The following is an 18,071-nucleotide window of genomic DNA, read 5'->3' on the forward strand; positions in this document are numbered from 1 at the left end:
ACGGCCGAACCTACAGCGCCTACGCTTGGTTGAGGGCGGAAGATTCCCACGAGTCTTCCGCTTTTTTCTTGGGAGAAAACCCGCCCGGTGCCGGGGGTTGAACATGGAGTGTCCTATGCGCGTTATGGCATCCCTGCTGTTTGTCAGTCTCAGTTCCACAGCCCTCGCCGATACCCTGCCCAGCTTTCTCAACAGCAACGAAACCATACGCAATCTGCCGGTGCCCAATTTGCCCGCCGACGCCTACCGGCCGAATGCCGCGCCGCTGCAAGTGCCGGAGCCAGGGGCCGCCGCCGAGCCGTTGATGATGAGCACCAAGATCAAACTCAACACTGTGCAGATCGAAGGCGGCACGCTTTACCCGCTGAACGAACTGGCAGAAATCTACAAACCCCTGATCGGCCGCGAGAGCAGCCTCGCCGACCTGATCGAGGCCACCCGCACGATCACTCGACGTTATCAACAGGACGGCTATCTGCTGTCATACGCCTTCCTGCCACAGCAGACCTTCGATGACGGCGTGGCGCGCGTCGTACTGGTGGAAGGCTATGTCCGCGACGTGCAGATCGCGGGCGACGTGGGACGGGTCAAAGCCCTGCTCGACCGACTGGCCGCCAAGCTCCAGGCCGAGCGCCCTCTCACACGCAAGACGTTCGAGCGCTATACCACACTGATGACCCGCATTCCCGGCGTGACGATCCAGGCCCAGGTGCCACCGCCTGGCACCACCGATGGCGCAACCACGCTGATCGCCCAGGCCAGCCGCAAACCGTTCACCAGCACCCTGAGCACCACCGAAGACAACCGTAACGGCACTCAGGCCCTGCTCGGGGTCAGCAGCAATTCACAAACCTCGATGGGCGAACAATTGACGTTCAGCGGCCTGTTTCCACCGGGGGATGATCACGAGCATTACTATCGGCTGGACTACAACCAGTTCATCAACGACGAGGGTGCGCAACTGAGCCTGTCGGCCTCACGCTACCGGGCCGATCCCGGCACCAACGTGCTGCTGAACAACGGCCTGGAACTCAAGCCGCATCGCGAAAACGACCGTTACTCGCTCGGCTTCAGCCTGCCGCTGATTGCCGCTTCGGATGAATTGCTGACCGCCGGATCGCGCCTGTACGCGGTCAACGACAAGACCCGCTACAACGTGATCGGCTACCCGTTGAGCGTCGAAGAGCGCACCGACATCCGCGCTCTCGCCTTCGAAAGCGACTGGCGCAAGGCCGATCCCCGGCAACTGCGCATTCTCAGCGGCGGCGTGTATCAGGGCTTGGACAGCCTGGGCGCGCGCACCAACAACAATGCCATCGACCTCGATTTTTTCCGGGTGCGTCTGTCGGGAGTGCAAAGCGACAAGTTCCTTGATAACTGGCAAGGCGTACTGTCAGCCGCGTTGTATTGGAGTGACGACACCCTGCCCGACAGCGAGCGCGCCGTATTCGGCGGCCAGAACTTCGGCCGCGGCTATCCCGACGACCAGGCGTCCGGCGACAAGGGCTGGGGCGTGGCTTACGAAATCAACTACAGCTTCAACCGCGACGGCAACTGGGTGCGCATCCTGCAACCGTACTTCGTGCTCGACCGCTCACGCAGCTGGTTCAATGAATTGCCGGTGCAGGCCAACAACCTGTCATCGGCGGCGGTCGGCCTGAGATTCGGTGACGCCAAGTACTACAACATCGCCCTGGAAGCCGCCAAGGCGATGTCCGATGAAGCGCTGGATACGTTCAACCGCAGACCACGCTACAGCATCAGTTTCAGTTACCAGTTGTAAGCCGCTTGATCGCCGGCGAATCCCAGATCGGAACGCAGAGCGTCCCAGGCTGCATTCCCACGCAGAGCGTGGGAACGATCAAACAAAAGCAGTCCGCTTATCGCTTATCGCTCCTCACCACTCAACACAATGAGCGTTAGCTCGAGTACCGCTTTTGATCTACGGGCGACGTCGGAAGGCTGAGTGGAGGGATTCATCCGGGGGTGGGAGCGCAGCGACCGTTTGGCGAAGCCAAACACATCGAGAGGAGGTGCAGCGAAGCAAACCGTAGGCGATGCCCCCGGATGAAACCCGGAACGAAGGAACCCCGAGCCCCAGCGAGCGGGCCGAACGCAGGAGCAAGCGTTTTTTTGCTTACTTTTTGACTGGGCCGGCACTCCGGGCGTTTGTCAAAAAAGTGAGTCGCCGTAAGGGCGAAACCGCCAGCAGGCGCACCCGCAGAAACGGATATTCACCCAAAACCCCAACAACATGGTCGGCCCAAAGGCCGCCAAGTCAAACCCTCAAGAAACATTCACCCGAGGCTTGGGAAACAGATTATCCAGCGTCTCAAGCAACCGAACGTGATAAATCGGCTTGCGAAACAGATCCAGCACCTGCAACCGCAACATGTCACTCACATCCTCCATGTCCGCATGCCCGGAAGTCACAATCACCGGTAAATGCTGGCGCGAGGTGTGTTCGCGCAATCGCTTTATCAGCGACATGCCGCTTTCCTCCGGCATGCGCAGATCGGTAATCACCAGCGCGATATCGGGATGCCGGGTCAAATGATGCAGGGCCAGTTTCACCGAGGTCGCGGTATGACAGACAAAGCCCTCCCCCTCCAGCAACTCCGCCAGTTCCAGCAGTGCGTCCTCCTCGTCATCGACCAGAAGCAACTGTTGGCGGGGCGTATGGGAGAAAGACATAGGGCGATTCCTGCGATGGACTAAGCGCTGACGTTAGAACCCCTTGGGCGCATTCGCAAGTTGCCGGCCATGGCTGCCTACCCGATCAGAGTGCGGCCTGAATGGTGTTGAACATCGTGGTAATGGCGTTCGAGATCGGTGTCACGAATGCCGCCAGCGCCACCGCCACCATCCCGGCGATGATCGCGTATTCGATACCCGAAGCTCCTTCGGTGTCCTTGACCAGGCCTTTGTAAAAAGTGATCTGGGACTTGATTGTCTGCACGGTTTTTTTTGCGAAGGACATGACTGATTCTCCTTGAAGGCACCGGGTGTTATGCGTTCGCAACATGATTTCCCCGTGCCAGCATCAGCATTGTCGGCAAAGTCCGGACCTACAACTGTAAGAACGGATTAACACCAAAGTACTAACTACTAAAACAACGGGAAAAAACCATGTTTGGCGCTTTAGTCCCCTGCTTTCGGCGGATATTTCGGCCCGCGTAATGGCATTTTGTTCGGGCTGCGCTACCGTCAAATAGCGAAATAGTTACTCGTTCATAGCTGCCTGATTGCGAAGTTATCTCGTTGGACGTCACGGGTTGTTGCAAGAGACAGAGCGCAGCGGGAAAGGGAGAGCCGTCATGAACAGTCGCGTCACTCTGGGTCTGGCCGGCATTTTGCTGCTGGGTGCCATCATCGCCGGTTACTGGGGGCTCACTTTGAGTCGCCAGGCCCCGGCCGCCGAACCCGTGGTTGCCGCCCCTGATACCCCCGTCGCCACCCCGGCACCGGTGGAAGATCCGACTCGCCAGCCGGTGGTGGTGCTGGTGCGAGATATTGCACCGTTCGTGACCATCACCGCCGCCGATGTCGCCGTGGAAAAACTGCGCACCGCCCCCGCCGGCAGCCTGGCCAGCGTCGATCAGGTGATCGGCCGCACACCCTGGCGCGCCCTGTCCGCCGGCACCTGGCTGACCCAGGAAAGCTTCGAGGCCGGCAGCCCGCTGGCGCGGATGATTCGCCCCGGCGAACGCGCACTCGCAGTGGCGGTCGATGAAGTGATCAATGCCGGCGGGCAACTGGCGCCGGGAGACTACGTCGATGTGCTGCTGTTCTTGCGCAAGGATGAGAACAACCCGCAGCCGAGCGCCCAACTGGTAGTGCCTGCCGTGCGGGTGCTCGGCGTGGGTAATCAGATGGGCCTGACCAACAGCGGCCAACCCGCCAGCCCCGCCCACAGCGAAGAAGAAAGGCTCAAACAGGAACAATTGCGCGCCGCCGCCCGCAGCGTCGTGCTCGCGGTGCCTGAACCGTTGCTCAACCGCCTGATGCTGGCCTCCAGCGCCGGCGTATTGCGGCTGGCCGTGCGCAGCGCCGACGAGCAGCAACTGGCGCGCTACTGGGCCGGCGACAACAACGTCGCCGCTAGCCTCGACAGCCCTCGGCGCGCGTTGATCGAGTTCAGCCAACTGTCGTTGACGCCGCCACCCAAACCCTTGGCGGTCGCCAGTCAGACCGTTCCAGGAAAACCGGCCGTGGAAGTGATTCGCGGCGCCGAATCCGCCGAACCCACGCACTGAATCGAGCAAGGATGCACCTCCATGCGCAAACGCTTTACGCCCCTGTTCCACTGGCTGCAGTTTTCCTTGCTGAGCGTGGCTTCGATCGGCAGCGCGGCCGCCGCTACCGGCAACTGCGCTGCGCTTGCGCCGCTGCCGGCCGTGCTGGAAATCGGCGAAGGCCTGCAACAGGCCGTGCAATCGCCGGTGGCGATCACTCGGGTGGCAGTGGGCGATCCGAAGATCGCCGATGTGCGCGTGACCGGCGATCAGGGTGTGTTGCTCACCGGCGTCGGCCCCGGCGCCACCACGTTGATGATCTGGACCGCCTGCGCCAGCACACCGCGTCAAAGCATGGTGTTCGTGCAGGGCAAGGCCAGTGCGGCGATGACTGCGGCGGCGCTGCCGTCCAGCAGCGAACCGAACCTGCCCTCGCAAGTGCAGACCGACATCCGCTTCGTCGAAGTCAGCCGCACCAAACTCAAGGAAGCGGGTACGTCGATCTACGGCAAGGGCTCCAACAACTTTCTGTTCGGCGCGCCGGGCACCGTGCCGAACACCGGGGTCACGCCGGGCGTGGTTCCGCTGCTCAACATCGATCCCCGTATTGCCGCGCCGAGCATCCCGCTGGCCAACGACATGTTTAACATCGTCTGGGGCGGTGGCAGCAGCAAGTTCCTCGGCATCGTCAACGCGCTGGAAGGCAGCGGTTTCGCCTACACCCTCGCGCGGCCAAGCCTGGTTGCACTGAGCGGACAAAGTGCGAGTTTCCTCGCCGGTGGCGAGGTACCGATCCCGGTGCCCAGCGCCAACAGCAACAGCTACTCCATCGAGTACAAGGAATTCGGCATCCGCCTGACCCTGACCCCGACCGTGGTCAGCAACGACCGGATCGCCCTCAAGGTCGCCCCGGAAGTCAGCGAGCTGGATTACAACAACGGTGTCACCATCGGCGGAACAACCGTGCCGGCGTTCACCATCCGCCGCACCGACACCAGCATCTCCCTGGCCGATGGCGAAAGCTTCGTCATCAGCGGCCTGATCAGCACCCGCAACGCCTCGGAGGTGAACAAGTTTCCGGGGCTGGGCGACATCCCGGTGCTTGGCGCGTTTTTCCGCAACTCGTCGATCAACCGCGAAGAACGCGAACTGCTGATGATCGTCACCCCGCACCTGGTGCAGCCGCTGGCCGTCAACGCGCCATTGCCGTCGTTGCCCGGCGAGAAACTGCGCAACTACGACCCGAACTGGTATCGCCTGTACTTCCTGGAAAACGGCAACTTCGATAAACGCAGCGGGTTATCGCAATGAGCCAGAGCCTGAGCCAGACCTTTCTCGCCATCACTCGCAACACCACTGATCTTGAGTGGCTGCAAGGCGCGCTGGCGCCCCTGGGCCAGGTGGTCAGTGCCGGTGGCGGCAGCCTCGACGAACTGCTGGCGCTGGTCGACGTGACCTTCGCCAGCCTGGTGTTCGTCGGCCTCGACCGTGAACATCTGGTGGCCCAGAGTGCGTTGATCGAAGGCGTGCTCGAAGCCAAGCCGATGCTGGCGATCGTCGCCCTCGGCGACGGCATGGACAATCAATTGGTGCTCAACGCGATGCGCGCCGGTGCCCGGGATTTCGTGGCCTACGGCTCGCGTTCCAGCGAAGTCGCCGGCCTGGTGCGACGGCTGAGCAAACGCCTGCCGGCGGTCACGCCGAACACCCAGCTCGGCGGATTGACGGTTCTGTACAGCATCCAGAACAACGCCGACGGTGCGCTGCTGGCCAATCACATGGCGCTGGTGGTGCAGAAGAGCGGCCAGCAGACCTTGCTGCTTGACCTTGGCCTGCCGCGCGGCGACAGCCTCGCCCTGCTGGGGCTGGAGAGCTCGTTTCATTTCGGCGATGCGTTACGTCACCTGCGCCGCCTCGACGCAACCCTGATCGACAGTGCCTTCACCAGTGCCGAGGCCGGGTTGCGCATTCTCGCCTACGCCCCCGGCGACGAACCGCTGGAGCGCACCAGCGCCGCCGAGCTGTACATGTTGCTCAGCGCCCTGCGCCAGCACTTCCAGCACATCGTGGTAAACCTCACCGGCCAGCCCGACAGCGAAGCGCTGCGCACCTTCGTCAGCCATTGCGACAAGCTGCTGTGGTACACCGACCAGAACGTCCTCGACTGCCGACGCAATCTCGCGGTGCTCAATCTGTGGCGCGAAAAAGGCATGAAGCTCGACCACGGCCGGCTGCTGGTTGATCGCTACCTGCGCAATGTCGCGCCGGACTCCGACACCCTCGGCAGGACCTTCGGCCTGGAAGTCATCGCAGTGCTGGCCTACAGCCCGGAAGTGCGCCTGAATGCCAAGAACCAGGGCGTGACCCTGTTCGAACTGGCCCCGCGCGAAGCCATCAGCCAGAGTCTGCGCGCCCTCGGCGAACGGCTGGCCAAGCGTTCCGAAGGCCTGGCCAAACCCAAAGTCACCTGGTTTGATCGCTTGCGAGGCAGCTCATGAGCAGCGAGCAATTGTTCGGCGGACCACAGCGCAACACCACCGGCAACACCGACCACGACGGCCTGAAACTGGTGCTGCACCGCTACATCATCGACGCCATCGAAGAGTCGGGAAAAAACCTGCTGGAAGGCTCGCGGCAAGTGTTATCGCAGTTCGTCATCGACAAGGTCGGCGAATATATCGCTCGTCTGCATCTGGCGATTTCCCGTTACGAAATGGAGCGTCTGGCCGAAGAAATCGTCGACGAACTGACCGGTTTCGGCCCGCTGGAAGTGCTGCTGCGCGACAGCGCCGTGACCGAGATTCTGGTCAACGGCCCACACCGGGTGTTCATCGAACTCGATGGCGTGCTGCACCTGAGCGACCTGCGCTTCATCGATGCGCACCACGTCGAACGGGTGATGCAGCGCATCCTCGCCCCGCTCGGCCGGCGCCTCGACGAGTCGTCGCCGATGGTCGATGCGCGCCTGCCCGACGGCAGCCGGGTCAACGCGATCATCCCGCCGATTGCCCTCGACGGCCCGTGCCTGTCGATCCGCAAATTTCGCAAGGACATGCTTAAAAGCACTGACCTGATGGCGATGCAGACCATCGATCAGGCGATCTTCGACTTCATCGCCGAAGCCGTCGGCAAGCGCTGCAACATTCTCATCAGCGGCGGCACCGGCACCGGCAAGACCACCTTGCTGAACATTCTCAGCCAGCTGATCAACCCGCACGAGCGGCTGGTGACCATCGAAGATGTCGCCGAATTGCAACTCGGCCATCCGCATGTGGTGCGCCTGGAAACCCGCCCGCCGAATGCCGAGGGCCACGGCGAAGTGAAGGCCAGCGACCTGATCCGCAACGCCCTGCGGATGCGCCCCGACCGGATCATCCTCGGCGAGATTCGCGGGGTCGAAGTGGTCGACGTGCTGACGGCGATGAACACCGGCCACGACGGCTCGATGAGCACGGTCCACGCCAACAACGCCCAGGACGCGCTGCTGCGCCTGGAAACCCTGGTGGGCCTGACCGGACGCACCATTGCCGAACGCACCCTGCGCCAGATGATTTGCGCGGCACTCGACGTGATCATTCAACTGACGCGCATGCCCGACGGCCGCCGCTGCGTCAGCGAAGTGGTGGAAGTGGTCGGGGTACGCGACGACGTCTACGTCACCAACACCCTGTTCCGTCTCGACCGCCGCACCGGTTTCGGTTTTCTGCGTGAAGCAGTCAACCCGGCCGGTGACAAGTTGCGCCGCGAACCGGCGCTGTCACCGTGAGGACCACGACATGCTCAAACCGCTGTTGCTGATCCTGATCTGTATGGCGTTGCTCGGTCTGTCGCTGCGCCTGTTCTACAACGGCTGGCGCCAGAGCGGCACCGAACGGGTACTGGACCGCTTGAATCAGGGACAACCGCGACTGCTGGCGGAGAAACCGCGCTGGGCGGGACTGGAGCGCGCCTTTTTGCGGGCGGGTCTCGGTCACCCGGATCGTCTCGAATTGTGGTTGCTGCTGTGGGCCTTCGGCAGCGTGATCGGCCTGGTCATCGGCGGCTGGATCGGCTTTTTGTTGCTGCTGGTGCTGCCACCGCTGGCGCTGCGCGTTTACGTCATTTGGCGCTATCAGCGACGGTTGCGACGGATGATCGAACAACTGCCGCAACTGCTCGACCACACGGTGCGCAGCCTGAAATCCGGACGCACCCTGGCCGACGCGGTACTGGGCGCGATCGACGCCAGCGAAGACCCGCTGAAAAACGCCATGGGCCGGGTACAGCGCAACGTGCAATTGGGGGTGAGCCTGCCGGAGGCCGTGGGCGATGTGGCCGAGCTCTATGAAAAGGACGAATTGCGCCTGTTCGCCGTCGGCCTCAAGGTCAATCACCGCTACGGCGGCAACGCCAGCGAACTGCTGGAAAACCTGATCCGGATGATCCGCGAACGTGACCAGGCGTCCCGCCAGTTGCGCGCCATGACCGGCGAAACCCGCATCACCGCCTGGGTGCTCGGCCTGCTGCCGGTGGGGCTGGCCGGGTACTTCCTGCTGTCCAATCCCAAATACCTGATCGCCATGTGGAACGACCATTCCGGCCAGATGATGCTCGCCAGCGCCTTCGGCCTGCAGGTGATCGGCAGCCTGTTGCTCTGGCGGATGTTGCGCAGCCTATGACCATGCCTCTGATGATCAGCGCCCTGTTGATGCTGGGCGCTGCACTGTTGCTGATCAGCGGCCTGCTCGACCGCCGTCGTCGCGCGCGGCAGGTCACGCGGCGGCTGGAAGGTGCGCTGCTGCGGGACAATCGTTTCGGTAACCTGCTGCAGGTGCTCGGCAGCAGTACCCTCGGCCAGCGCGCGGTCAAACTCGACAACGAAACCCAGACCCTGCTCAACCGCCTCGGCTGGCGCAGCGCCCGCCAGCGATCACTGTTCGCCGCCTGCCAGATCGGCTCGCCGCTGCTGTTGCTGACCGTGGCGGTCTTGCTGCAAGGGGTGCTGTTTCCTCACATCGAGCGTCAATGGATCGCCCCGCTGTTCGCCCTCGGCATCGGCTACCTGTTGCCCAAACGCCTGCTGGCGATGGCCGCCGCCCGCCGGCAAAAACAATTGGCCACGGAAATCTCCACCTTCATTCCTTTGCTGCGCATCCTGTTCGAAGCCGGCATGGCCGTCGAGCAGGCGTTGCGCGTGCTCAGCCATGAAGGCCAGACGTTGCTGCCGGTGCTGACCCAGGAATTGCGTCTGGTGCTGGCCCGTGTCGACTCGGGCCTGGAGCTGGGCGAGGAACTGAACAAGGCCACGCGCCTGCTGGCGGTGGACGAATTCACCGACACCTGCGTGATCCTTCAGCAACTGCTGCAACAGGGTGGGGGCGCGATGAAATCGCTGCTGGCGCTCAAGCAACTGCTCGATGACCGACGCCTGACCAGGCTGCAGGAATACATCTCGAAAATGTCCGCCAAAATGTCCGTCGTGATGATGATGTTTCTCTTCCCGGCGCTGTTGATCGTCCTCGCAGGCCCGGGCTTCAGTGCCCTGGCGCGGGCGCTGGGCTCATAAAGGAATCGCCATGAAAGCAATGATTGCAAGCTTGACCCTGCTGATGCTCGGCGGCTGCGCCAGCAACGGCCAGACGCCGTGGAGCGCCCTGAACCCGAACGCCGGTTGCGGCCCGTTGAGCCAGGAACAACAACTGTCGATGACCCTGGCCGACGACATGGCCAAGGACGGCAAACTGCACGCCAGCCTGGCGAACCTGCAAAACCTGCCGGACAACCTCGCCGACGTCCGCCTGCGCAAGGCCAAGGTCTATCGCCTGCTGGGGCGCAGCGAAGCCGAGCCGTTGTATCGCGGCCTGCTCGGCAGCTGCCTGGCCGCCGAAGCCGAACACGGCCTCGGCCAGCTCGCCGCCGCCCGCGCCGACTACGGCCAGGCCCAGGCTCACCTGCAACGCGCCGCCCGCCTGGCCCCCACCGACGAAAAAATCCGCAACGACCTGGGCGTGGTGTACCTCAACCAACTGCGCATCGAAGACGCCCGCTTCGAATTCCTCACCGCCATGGAACTCAAGCAAAGCGATTCGCTGGCCGCCCTGAACCTGGTAACACTGCTGCTCTACCAGGACGACTGGACCCGCGCCGCCGAACTGGTCAGCCGCCTGAACCTGAGCCCTGAGCAATTCAACGAGGCCCAGACCCGCGCCCAGAAACTCAAGACCCCAAGCCCCGTCACCGCAGCCGCCACCGCGATGCTCAAGTAAGGAGCCCCGCCATGAAAGCCACCGCGCTCTGCCTCACCCTCCTCGCCCTGCCCCTGACCACCCACGCCATCGACCCCGGCCCCGCCTCGGCGCAACAACAGGAAACCGAAGGCTGGCTGCTCCTGCAAAGCCGCAACAAAGCCGCCTCCACCAAACCCCAGACCAGCACCCCCACCGAACGCGAACTGACTATGCAACGCTGGCTGAAGAGCTACACACACGAGATTCCGGAATTCTTTGATCAGAAGCAGGGTGGGACTGTGGACAGTGGGTCGGGAGGATAAACGCGGCGCAAGCACACATTTCCAAACGTGTTTGTCGTCCTACAGATGGCGTGATTTTGGGGGATGTTTCCAACAACATGCCCACCGAACTGACGGTGAACCGAGTACTGGATAACGTCGAAGTACAGCGTCATCCAACCCACAGCCAAGCCGCTCTGACTGAACCGAGCTGCCAGCGACTGTTGCTGGCAGCTCGAATCGGGACGCGGAGCGTCCCGGGCTGCATTCCCACGCAGAGCGTGGGAACGATCAAGAAAAAGCAGTCTGCTGTTCGCTGTTCGCTTCCCACCACTCAACACGATGAGCGTTAGCTCGAGTACCGCTCTTGACGTGCCGGCCCCATCGGCAGGCTGAGTGGAGGGATTTATCCGGGGGTGGGAGCGCAGCGACCGTGCGGCGCAGCCGCATGCATCGAGAGGAGGTGCAGCGAAGCAAACCGTAGGCGATGCCCCCGGATGAATCCCGGAACGAAGGAACACCGAGCCAAAGCGAGGTGCCGAACGCAGGGGCCCAGCGTTTTGGTTACTTTTGGCTGGGCCGGCATTCCGGCGTCTGCAAAAGTGACTCGCCGTAAGGGCGAAACCATAAGAAGCCGTTACCGCAGCAACGGATATACACCCAAAACCCCAAGAACCTGGCCGGCCCAAAGGCCGCCAAGGTCAATGCGCCGTAACCCCCCGCCGAACAGCAGAAGAACTCCCCGGCGCCAGAGCCAACGCCAGCTGCGTCCGATTATGCATATGCGTCAACCGCAAAACCTGCGACACATACAATTTCACCGTGTTCTCGGTAATCCCCAACTCACAGGCAATCTGATAATTGGTCTGCCCCTTGCCCACCAGCCGGGCCACATCGAGCTGGCGCGGCGACAACTGCTCGAAAATCGCCGGCATCTCTGCACTGTCACCCTCTGCCAAGGTCTGGGCAGCCGGCGCAGGCCCGCGCCGAACCTTGTCCAGATCCTGATACAAATCATCGATCGACGAAGAAAGATCCTGCAGCTTCTGATTCAGGTGCCCCAGTTGCAGGGTCTTCTGCCGCTCCTGCAGCACCGTTTCCTGACGCCGCAACCCCTCCAGCAACTCATCCAGATCCACCGGTTTCTGGTAGTAATCGGCAATCCCCGCGCGCAACGCCTTGATCACATCCTGCTTGTCGGCGCGGCCGGTAAGCATGATCGCTTCGAACGCCCGGTTCTTGCCGGACACCCGCTGCAGCGCCTGCACCAGCTCGATGCCGTCCATGTCCGGCATGTGCAGGTCGCACAACACCAGGCCGATGGCCAGGTCTTCACTGAAACGCGTGACCGCCTCGCTGCTGGACTCACAGGGCACGCAGCGATAACCGCTGCTCTCGAGAAACTCACAGAGCTCTTCAACGATCAGCGCCTGATCATCGACCACAAGGACTTTTACCGCCGACGTAAGCTTGTTCACGTGCCACTCCATGCCCGGGCCAAAGCTGGCCTTTCCTGTACTGCCAGCCTGTGGCTGTATAACTGCTTATTTGAAAGTAGACGCACTTTCCGACTATGTACATAGCAGTAGTGGCGGGTGGCGACTAATGGATCCAATAAAAAGTCAGGATTGTTCCAACCAGCACAAACGGCGCAAATGGCAGCTTTTTTGACACTTCAGGACTGAAATATCTAAGACGTTCTCTAACCCCTTGACTGACATGCAGCCAGACTTTTGGCACCAGCAGCATCCACATCACACTGCAAAAAGCGGCGCCGATGAACGCGCCCAGCAGGTGCTGACCGTCTGTCGCGAGAGCCAGGGCTGTCATTAGTTTCACATCGCCGCCGCCCATACGCCCCAGCAGGTAACCCGGCAGCGTGAGCGCCAGCGCCAGCAATACCGCCCAGCCGCCCTGCGCCGCCTCGGCCCCGATCCAGGTGGTGCCGCTGACCAGCAGCCAGACCAGCGCCAGCGCGCCGACACCGAGGGTCAGGCCGTTGCCGATGTGGCGTTCGCGGGCATCCTGCGCGGCGCAGAGTGTCAGCCAGATCAGTAGGACAAAGCTGTGCATCCGGTAAAAATCGTCCGTTTTGGCTGAATGATTCTATGCTGATACTACGCAGTGACTGTCAGGGTAGACGCACTCATGAAAACCGGCCTCCCCCGCAAGCAAAAAGGCGCCGCCGCCATCGAATTCGCCTTGGTGTTCGTCATCTTCTTTGCCGTGTTTTACGGGATCGTGAGCTACAGCCTGCCGATGTTGCTGATGCAGGCCTTCACCCAGTCGACGTCCGAAGCGGTGCGGCGTGGCGTGGCGCTGGATCCGGCGACCGCCAACTACGCCACCGCGATCCAGAACGTGGCACGCGCCGAACTGGCCCGACGCCTGGCGTGGCTGCCGCCGGCGCTGAACTTCAACGCAGCCACTGACGCGACAGTGACCTACGTGGGCGGCCTGCTGACGGTGCGCATCAACTACCCGACCAACAAGCTCAATCAGGCGTTACCGTTTCTGGTCTTGCCCGGTATCGGGGCGGTGCCCAATCTGCCTGCCAACCTGACCGCCAGCTCGAGCCTGCAATTTTGAGTTCCGGTGACAAGCTGTTCAACCGCCTGCTCAATCGTCAAACGTCCACACCGCCAGCGGTCATGGACAACCCCGCGGTATCCGGCGTCGGTTTGCAGCTGCATCTGGATGGCGAAGGCCAGGTCATCCACCTGACCGGACCGCTGCGCCATGTGCTGGCGCAACAACTGTCCGCCACTCGCACGCGGCATCTGCTCGATTACCTGCTGCCGCACAGCACGCTTGCGGTCGAAGGCGTGCCCGCCGACTGGCAGGGACAGTTGCTCGATCTGGATTTTTTCAGCCTCGCCGGTCCGCCGCTGCACTTGCGCGGCTGGGTGCAGCCGCAGGGGAATGGCTGGATCCTGCAATTGCTGGACATCGGTGACCTGTTGAGCGAAAGGCAGCAGGCGCGCAGTCGCGAACAATGCCAGTGGCTCGCCGCACACATCCGCGACCATTTGCGACTCTGTGGCCTGGCGCGCCTGCCGCAGGTGCTCGGTGAACAACTGCAGTGCCTGAGCCAGCGCTTTCAGGTGCCGTGCATCGCAGTGGCATTGCTGGATGAAGCAGCCCAGGGCTGGCAGATTCATCAGCATTACAGCGCACCCGACGCCCCGCGGCTGTGGGATATGGCGCAGCGTCTGGGCACCGGACTCGACAGCCTTAACGGCGCCGCACCGCAACGCGTGCTGCCCGCCGAGCATCCCCGCCTGAGCAGCGTATTCGGCCCCGCCGAAGGGTTTGCCGTGCCCTATCGCGATGCCCATGGCGTGGCGGCATGGCTGCTCTTCGGCTGCTTCAACGTGCAGCCACACACCGTCGACTTGAGCGATCACGACTGGCTGCAACTGGCCGCCGCCGTCGCCGCGCCGCTGCTGGAACGCCTGCGTGAACATCGTCACCACTTGCAGCTGGAACGTCTGGAAATCCTGCAAGGCCTGCTCGGCACCGGTTGGTGGGAGGTGTTCAGCGACAGCGCCGAAGTGCTGCTCGCCGATGCGCTGGCCGTCAACCTCGGCTTGAGCGCCGGGCGCCTGCCGATTCAGGCCTGGTTCGCCCGGGTGCACCCGGCCGACCGCGAAGAACTGCGCAGCCGCCTGCAAGCCTTGCAGGACGAAGGTCAGGCACTGGAGCTGTGCGTGCGCCTGCAACCCGTTGATCAAGCGCAGCCGCAGTGGTTCCGCCTGCAGGGCCAGTCACTGGGCATCGGCGCCGAGCGGCGTCTCGTAGGCTTCATGCTCGACATCAGCGACATCAAGAACCAGCAACAACAGGCGGCCGCGGCCCATGCGCGACTGGACAACCTGATCGCCAGCGCGCCAGCGGTGATCTACGTGCAGCGCTATGTCGAAGGCGCGCTGCAGCCGACGTTTTTCAGCGCCAGCCTGCAGCCATTGCTGGGCTGGAGCCTTGCCGACTGCGCCGACGGTGCGCTGGTGAATCATGTCCATCCCGACGATCGCGCGGCGTATTTCGAACGTACCCGGCAGTTGCTGCGCGAAGGTTCGGTGAGCACGCGCTACCGGATGCTCGACACCCAGGGCAACACCCACTGGCTGCTCGACGAAGCCAAACTGTTACGCGACGATCTCGGTCTGCCAGTGGAGGCCGTCGGGCTGTGGCTGGACGTTACCGACGCGACCCTCGCCGCCGAGCGGATCAAGACCAGCGAAGAACGCTATCGCATCCTAGTGGAAGATTCGCCGGCCATGATCTGCCGCTATCGCCCGGACCTGACCCTGACCTTCGGCAACCGGCCACTGGCGATGTATCTGGAGTGCGCCCCGGAACAACTGCCGGGGGTGAATCTGGGCAGCTGGATGTCGGACGAACAACGCGAGGCCTTCGTCCAGCGCCTGGCGCAACTGACTCCGGACGCGCCGGTGAGCAGTGCCGAAATCAACCTGCGCCTGCCGGGGCGCGAACATGCGTGGTGGATCTGGTCGGATCGCGGGGTGTTCGATGAACAGGGCCGTTTACTCGAAATCCAGGCCGTGGGCCGTGACAACACCGAGGTCCGGCGTTCGCAGCAGCAACTGACCCAGAGCGCAAAAATGGCCACCCTCGGCGAGATGGCCACGGGGCTGGCCCACGAGATCAATCAGCCGCTGAACGTGATGCGCATGGCCATCGTCAACGTGCTCAAACGCCTGGGCAACGGCGATGTGCAGATCGATTACCTGACCGACAAACTCAACCGTATCGACACTCAGGTCCAGCGAGCGGCGCGGGTGGTCGATCATATGCGGGTGTTCGGCCGGCGCTCGGAAATCGAACAGCACCCGTTCAATCCGCTCGACGCCATCGAAGGCACCTTGTCGTTGCTGTCCGAAGGCCTGCGCGGCAAAGGCGTCGAGCTACGAATCGGCGAGGCGAACTTCCAGCTGCAGGTGCGCGGGTACGTCGATCAATTGGAACAGGTGTTGATCAACCTGATGGTCAACGCCCGGGACGCGCTGTTGAGCAAACGTGAATCCAATCGCGACTTCCAGCCGTGGATTGCCGTGCATGCCGAACACGACGAACACGTGGTGCGGCTGTGGGTCGAGGACAACGGCGGCGGCATCGATCCGCGTTTGCTGGAGCGGATTTTCGAGCCGTTCTTCACCACCAAACCGGTGGGCGTCGGCACTGGCCTGGGCTTGTCGGTGAGTTACGGCATCGTCGAGAACATGGGCGGACGCCTGAGCGTGCGCAACGGCGACGACGGCGCCCGGTTCTGCATCGAATTGCCGATCGCCCTCGACGATCAGATCACCAGCGTCGCCCGCCCCGACTGACAACTGAGATTGGCGCCGACATCGACCTGATTGAGGTTGATCCCCAGGGCCATCAACAGCGTGTTGATGAGGGTGTCGAGCAGCGGACTGAGCACGGTGTTGATGGTGGTGACCAGCAAGGTTTTCACTGAACTCAGAATTGCCCCCAGCCCGCTGACCAGACTGCCCGTCGGGCCATGCATGTTGAGGTTGAGGTTGTTCAGGGTGTCGCTCAGGCTGCTGACCACGTTGCTGGTGGTGTAGCTGTAATAGAACGGCGGCTGGTTGATCTCCGGCAGACTGGCAGCCGGCGGTGCGGAGTAGACATGGGGGATGTTGGCGTTCTGGCCGACGGTGGTGTCAGCCGAGATGTCGAGCCCGCCACCGACGGAAGGGATGCGCGGATCGCAACTGACCGGCAGCACCAGGAAGCGTCGGCAGGTCTTCACGCCGATATCGATCACCTTCAACGGCTGCACCACCACGGCCGGCGGCGTGACGTTATTGCCGAACACCGCTGCCGGATCCATCCGGCCGATTTTCAGGTTGGCGACTGAAGTCGTGGTGTTGGTGGTCAGGGTCTTGTTGGTCGGCGTCAGGCAACTGAATGCAGTGACGTAGCTGTTGGCCGCCGCCACATCCAGCGCCACGTCGAGACGAATCGGCCCGGGCAGCACCTCGATCGACGGTGTCTGGCAGGACGCACCGAGCGCGCACGTCAGCGAATCGATCACCCCCACCAGATTCAGGCTGAGCAAGGCATTCAACGTATTGGTCAACGGGCCGGCGAGATCGGCCACGGCATTGACCAGCGACAGAATCGTATCCAGCAAAGGCAGATTGACCGATAACAGAGTTCGCACCTGCGCGGTCTTCACATAAATCCGGTTCGGCCCCAAGGGGTTGGCGGCTGCCAGCCGAGGGTTGCCAATAGCCGACAATTGCGGCGGCTCCAGCACCTGCACGCTCGCGGTAATTTGTGCCACGCCAAGGTTGATCGTCTGGTTGGCCACCAGGCCGTTCTGCTTGTTGGCCAGTTGCACGAAGCCCTGAATCAGATCGAACGCCCGCACGTCCACCGCCAGTGCCGTGGCCTGGGTGCCAGCCTGTACCTTCAGCAGGTTGCCCAGCACCACTTGGGTCGCGCCGGCCGCTGCCTTGATCGCCTGCAAGCCGAGGATGGTTGCCGTGGCACTCAGGGTGCCGTTGGGGTCGAGGACGTTGATCGCGGTCTGGACCAGTTGACTGACGGCGATGGTGTTGCCGAGCACTTCACTGTAGCCGCCCGCACTGAGACCGATATCGACCTTCAACCGGTCGAGATAACCGAGCAGATTGATATTGGTGTTGACCAGGCCATTCCAGCTCGCGGCACTGAGCGAGAGGTTGCCGCCCAGCAAGCCACCGAACAACGCATTGAGCACGGCTGACCGCCCCGTATCGACGCTCAATGCGGTGCTGCGGATGGTCAGGGATGCCAATGGTGGCGGCACCGCCGCGACTGCCGTGGCGCTGAGATTGATGGTTGCATTGCGGCCCGCGCCGCCGAAGAGTCCGCCGATGGCACCGGCAAAGCTCTGAGGCACGGTATGACTGACGACGACACGGATCGCTTCGGTGCTGGCGGCATTGACGGCAAACACCCGCAGATTGCTGGCGTCCAGACTCAATGATCCGCAGGCGACCGCCAAGGCTCGACCGGCACTGGGAATCGGGAAATTGTTGCGCACGACGCTGGCCTGCGCATAGGCGTTGGCCGTGGCCCCGGCGCCGCAGTTGCCGCCACGGGTCGCGGCTTCAAGGGCGGCGACATCGGCGATCTGTTGCAGGTGACGACGCTCGAGATACAGGCGGCCGCTGTCGACCACCACCAGGATGAACACCAGGGCCATGCCCAGGGTCAGCGCCGCCATCAGGCCGATGGCTCCCCGCTGCCGGGCTGGCCCGCCGCACTGCGAATGACGCGACATGGCGCACTCCTTTGCCGGCGCACGGCCGGGCGCAACCTCCATGGATGGG

At 62.7% G+C, this 18,071-nt stretch carries 16 protein-coding genes; 11 read left to right on the forward strand and 5 right to left on the reverse strand.

Annotated elements, in window-relative coordinates; all coding sequences use genetic code 11:
- The first annotated feature begins 115 nt into the window (after positions 1 to 115).
- A complete protein-coding gene (locus tag CAF77_RS24910) occupies positions 116 to 1,783 on the forward strand; it encodes a ShlB/FhaC/HecB family hemolysin secretion/activation protein (RefSeq protein WP_085655557.1) in 1,668 nt (555 codons plus the stop codon).
- 503 nt (positions 1,784 to 2,286) lie between these two features.
- On the opposite strand, the gene CAF77_RS24915 is transcribed toward CAF77_RS24910, so the two are convergent.
- Together CAF77_RS24915 and CAF77_RS24920 are read right to left on the reverse strand one after the other, a co-directional pair.
- Complete coding sequence (locus tag CAF77_RS24915) at positions 2,287 to 2,694, reverse strand: response regulator (protein ID WP_011332293.1); 408 nt, start codon at positions 2,692 to 2,694, stop codon at positions 2,287 to 2,289.
- Between the two features lie 85 nt (positions 2,695 to 2,779).
- On the reverse strand, positions 2,780 to 2,980 hold the full coding sequence (locus tag CAF77_RS24920; RefSeq protein WP_085655558.1) for a Flp family type IVb pilin: 201 nt from the start codon (positions 2,978 to 2,980) through the stop codon (positions 2,780 to 2,782).
- A gap of 337 nt (positions 2,981 to 3,317) precedes the next feature.
- Between CAF77_RS24920 and cpaB the strand changes: the two genes are divergently transcribed.
- From cpaB to CAF77_RS24960, 8 genes are read left to right on the forward strand one after another with little or no spacing between them, the layout of a single operon-like run.
- Positions 3,318 to 4,256 carry a Flp pilus assembly protein CpaB gene (gene cpaB / locus CAF77_RS24925; RefSeq protein ID WP_085655559.1) on the forward strand — a complete coding sequence of 313 codons (939 nt, stop codon included), beginning with the start codon at positions 3,318 to 3,320 and terminating at the stop codon, positions 4,254 to 4,256.
- Between the two features lie 21 nt (positions 4,257 to 4,277).
- Positions 4,278 to 5,546, forward strand: a complete 1,269-nt coding sequence (locus CAF77_RS24930; protein ID WP_085655560.1) for a type II and III secretion system protein family protein — start codon at positions 4,278 to 4,280, stop codon at positions 5,544 to 5,546.
- Entirely contained in the window at positions 5,543 to 6,733 is a 1,191-nt protein-coding gene (locus CAF77_RS24935) for a pilus assembly protein (protein WP_085655561.1), read from the forward strand. The genes CAF77_RS24930 and CAF77_RS24935 overlap by 4 nt, the downstream gene beginning before the upstream one ends.
- Positions 6,730 to 8,001 carry a CpaF family protein gene (locus CAF77_RS24940; protein WP_085655562.1) on the forward strand — a complete coding sequence of 424 codons (1,272 nt, stop codon included), beginning with the start codon at positions 6,730 to 6,732 and terminating at the stop codon, positions 7,999 to 8,001. Before CAF77_RS24935 ends, CAF77_RS24940 begins: the two co-directional genes overlap by 4 nt.
- A 10-nt stretch (positions 8,002 to 8,011) precedes the next feature.
- The gene (locus CAF77_RS24945; protein WP_064379251.1) at positions 8,012 to 8,893 is read left to right on the forward strand and encodes a type II secretion system F family protein; all 882 of its coding nucleotides are present in this window, start codon (positions 8,012 to 8,014) and stop codon (positions 8,891 to 8,893) included.
- Positions 8,890 to 9,780 carry a type II secretion system F family protein gene (locus CAF77_RS24950; protein WP_085655563.1) on the forward strand — a complete coding sequence of 297 codons (891 nt, stop codon included), beginning with the start codon at positions 8,890 to 8,892 and terminating at the stop codon, positions 9,778 to 9,780. The genes CAF77_RS24945 and CAF77_RS24950 overlap by 4 nt, the downstream gene beginning before the upstream one ends.
- 10 nt (positions 9,781 to 9,790) lie before the next feature.
- The gene (locus tag CAF77_RS24955; protein ID WP_085655564.1) at positions 9,791 to 10,480 is read left to right on the forward strand and encodes a tetratricopeptide repeat protein; all 690 of its coding nucleotides are present in this window, start codon (positions 9,791 to 9,793) and stop codon (positions 10,478 to 10,480) included.
- Between the two features lie 11 nt (positions 10,481 to 10,491).
- Complete coding sequence (locus CAF77_RS24960; protein ID WP_085655565.1) at positions 10,492 to 10,764, forward strand: DUF3613 domain-containing protein; 273 nt, start codon at positions 10,492 to 10,494, stop codon at positions 10,762 to 10,764.
- A 659-nt stretch (positions 10,765 to 11,423) separates the two neighbouring features.
- Here the strand turns inward: CAF77_RS24960 and CAF77_RS24965 are convergent.
- Positions 11,424 to 12,200, reverse strand: coding sequence for a response regulator transcription factor (locus CAF77_RS24965; protein WP_085655593.1), 777 nt, complete (start codon positions 12,198 to 12,200; stop codon positions 11,424 to 11,426).
- A 124-nt stretch (positions 12,201 to 12,324) separates the two neighbouring features.
- Positions 12,325 to 12,795 carry a prepilin peptidase gene (locus CAF77_RS24970; protein WP_064379248.1) on the reverse strand — a complete coding sequence of 157 codons (471 nt, stop codon included), beginning with the start codon at positions 12,793 to 12,795 and terminating at the stop codon, positions 12,325 to 12,327.
- Between the two features lie 75 nt (positions 12,796 to 12,870).
- Here CAF77_RS24970 and CAF77_RS24975 point away from each other — a divergent pair, with 75 nt between their 5' ends.
- Together CAF77_RS24975 and CAF77_RS24980 are read left to right on the forward strand one after the other, a co-directional pair.
- Positions 12,871 to 13,311 (forward strand): TadE/TadG family type IV pilus assembly protein, encoded by a 441-nt coding sequence (locus CAF77_RS24975; protein WP_064379247.1) that lies wholly within the window; start codon positions 12,871 to 12,873, stop codon positions 13,309 to 13,311.
- Positions 13,308 to 16,073, forward strand: coding sequence for an ATP-binding protein (locus CAF77_RS24980; RefSeq protein WP_064379245.1), 2,766 nt, complete (start codon positions 13,308 to 13,310; stop codon positions 16,071 to 16,073). The genes CAF77_RS24975 and CAF77_RS24980 overlap by 4 nt, the downstream gene beginning before the upstream one ends.
- Here the strand turns inward: CAF77_RS24980 and CAF77_RS24985 are convergent.
- Complete coding sequence (locus CAF77_RS24985) at positions 16,043 to 18,022, reverse strand: pilus assembly protein TadG-related protein (protein ID WP_064379243.1); 1,980 nt, start codon at positions 18,020 to 18,022, stop codon at positions 16,043 to 16,045. The two genes, CAF77_RS24980 and CAF77_RS24985, sit on opposite strands and share 31 nt — an antisense overlap.
- Positions 18,023 to 18,071 lie beyond the last annotated feature (49 nt).

It is taken from the genome of Pseudomonas sp. R15(2017) (assembly GCF_002112685.1).
Taxonomy (GTDB): domain Bacteria; phylum Pseudomonadota; class Gammaproteobacteria; order Pseudomonadales; family Pseudomonadaceae; genus Aquipseudomonas; species Aquipseudomonas glycinae.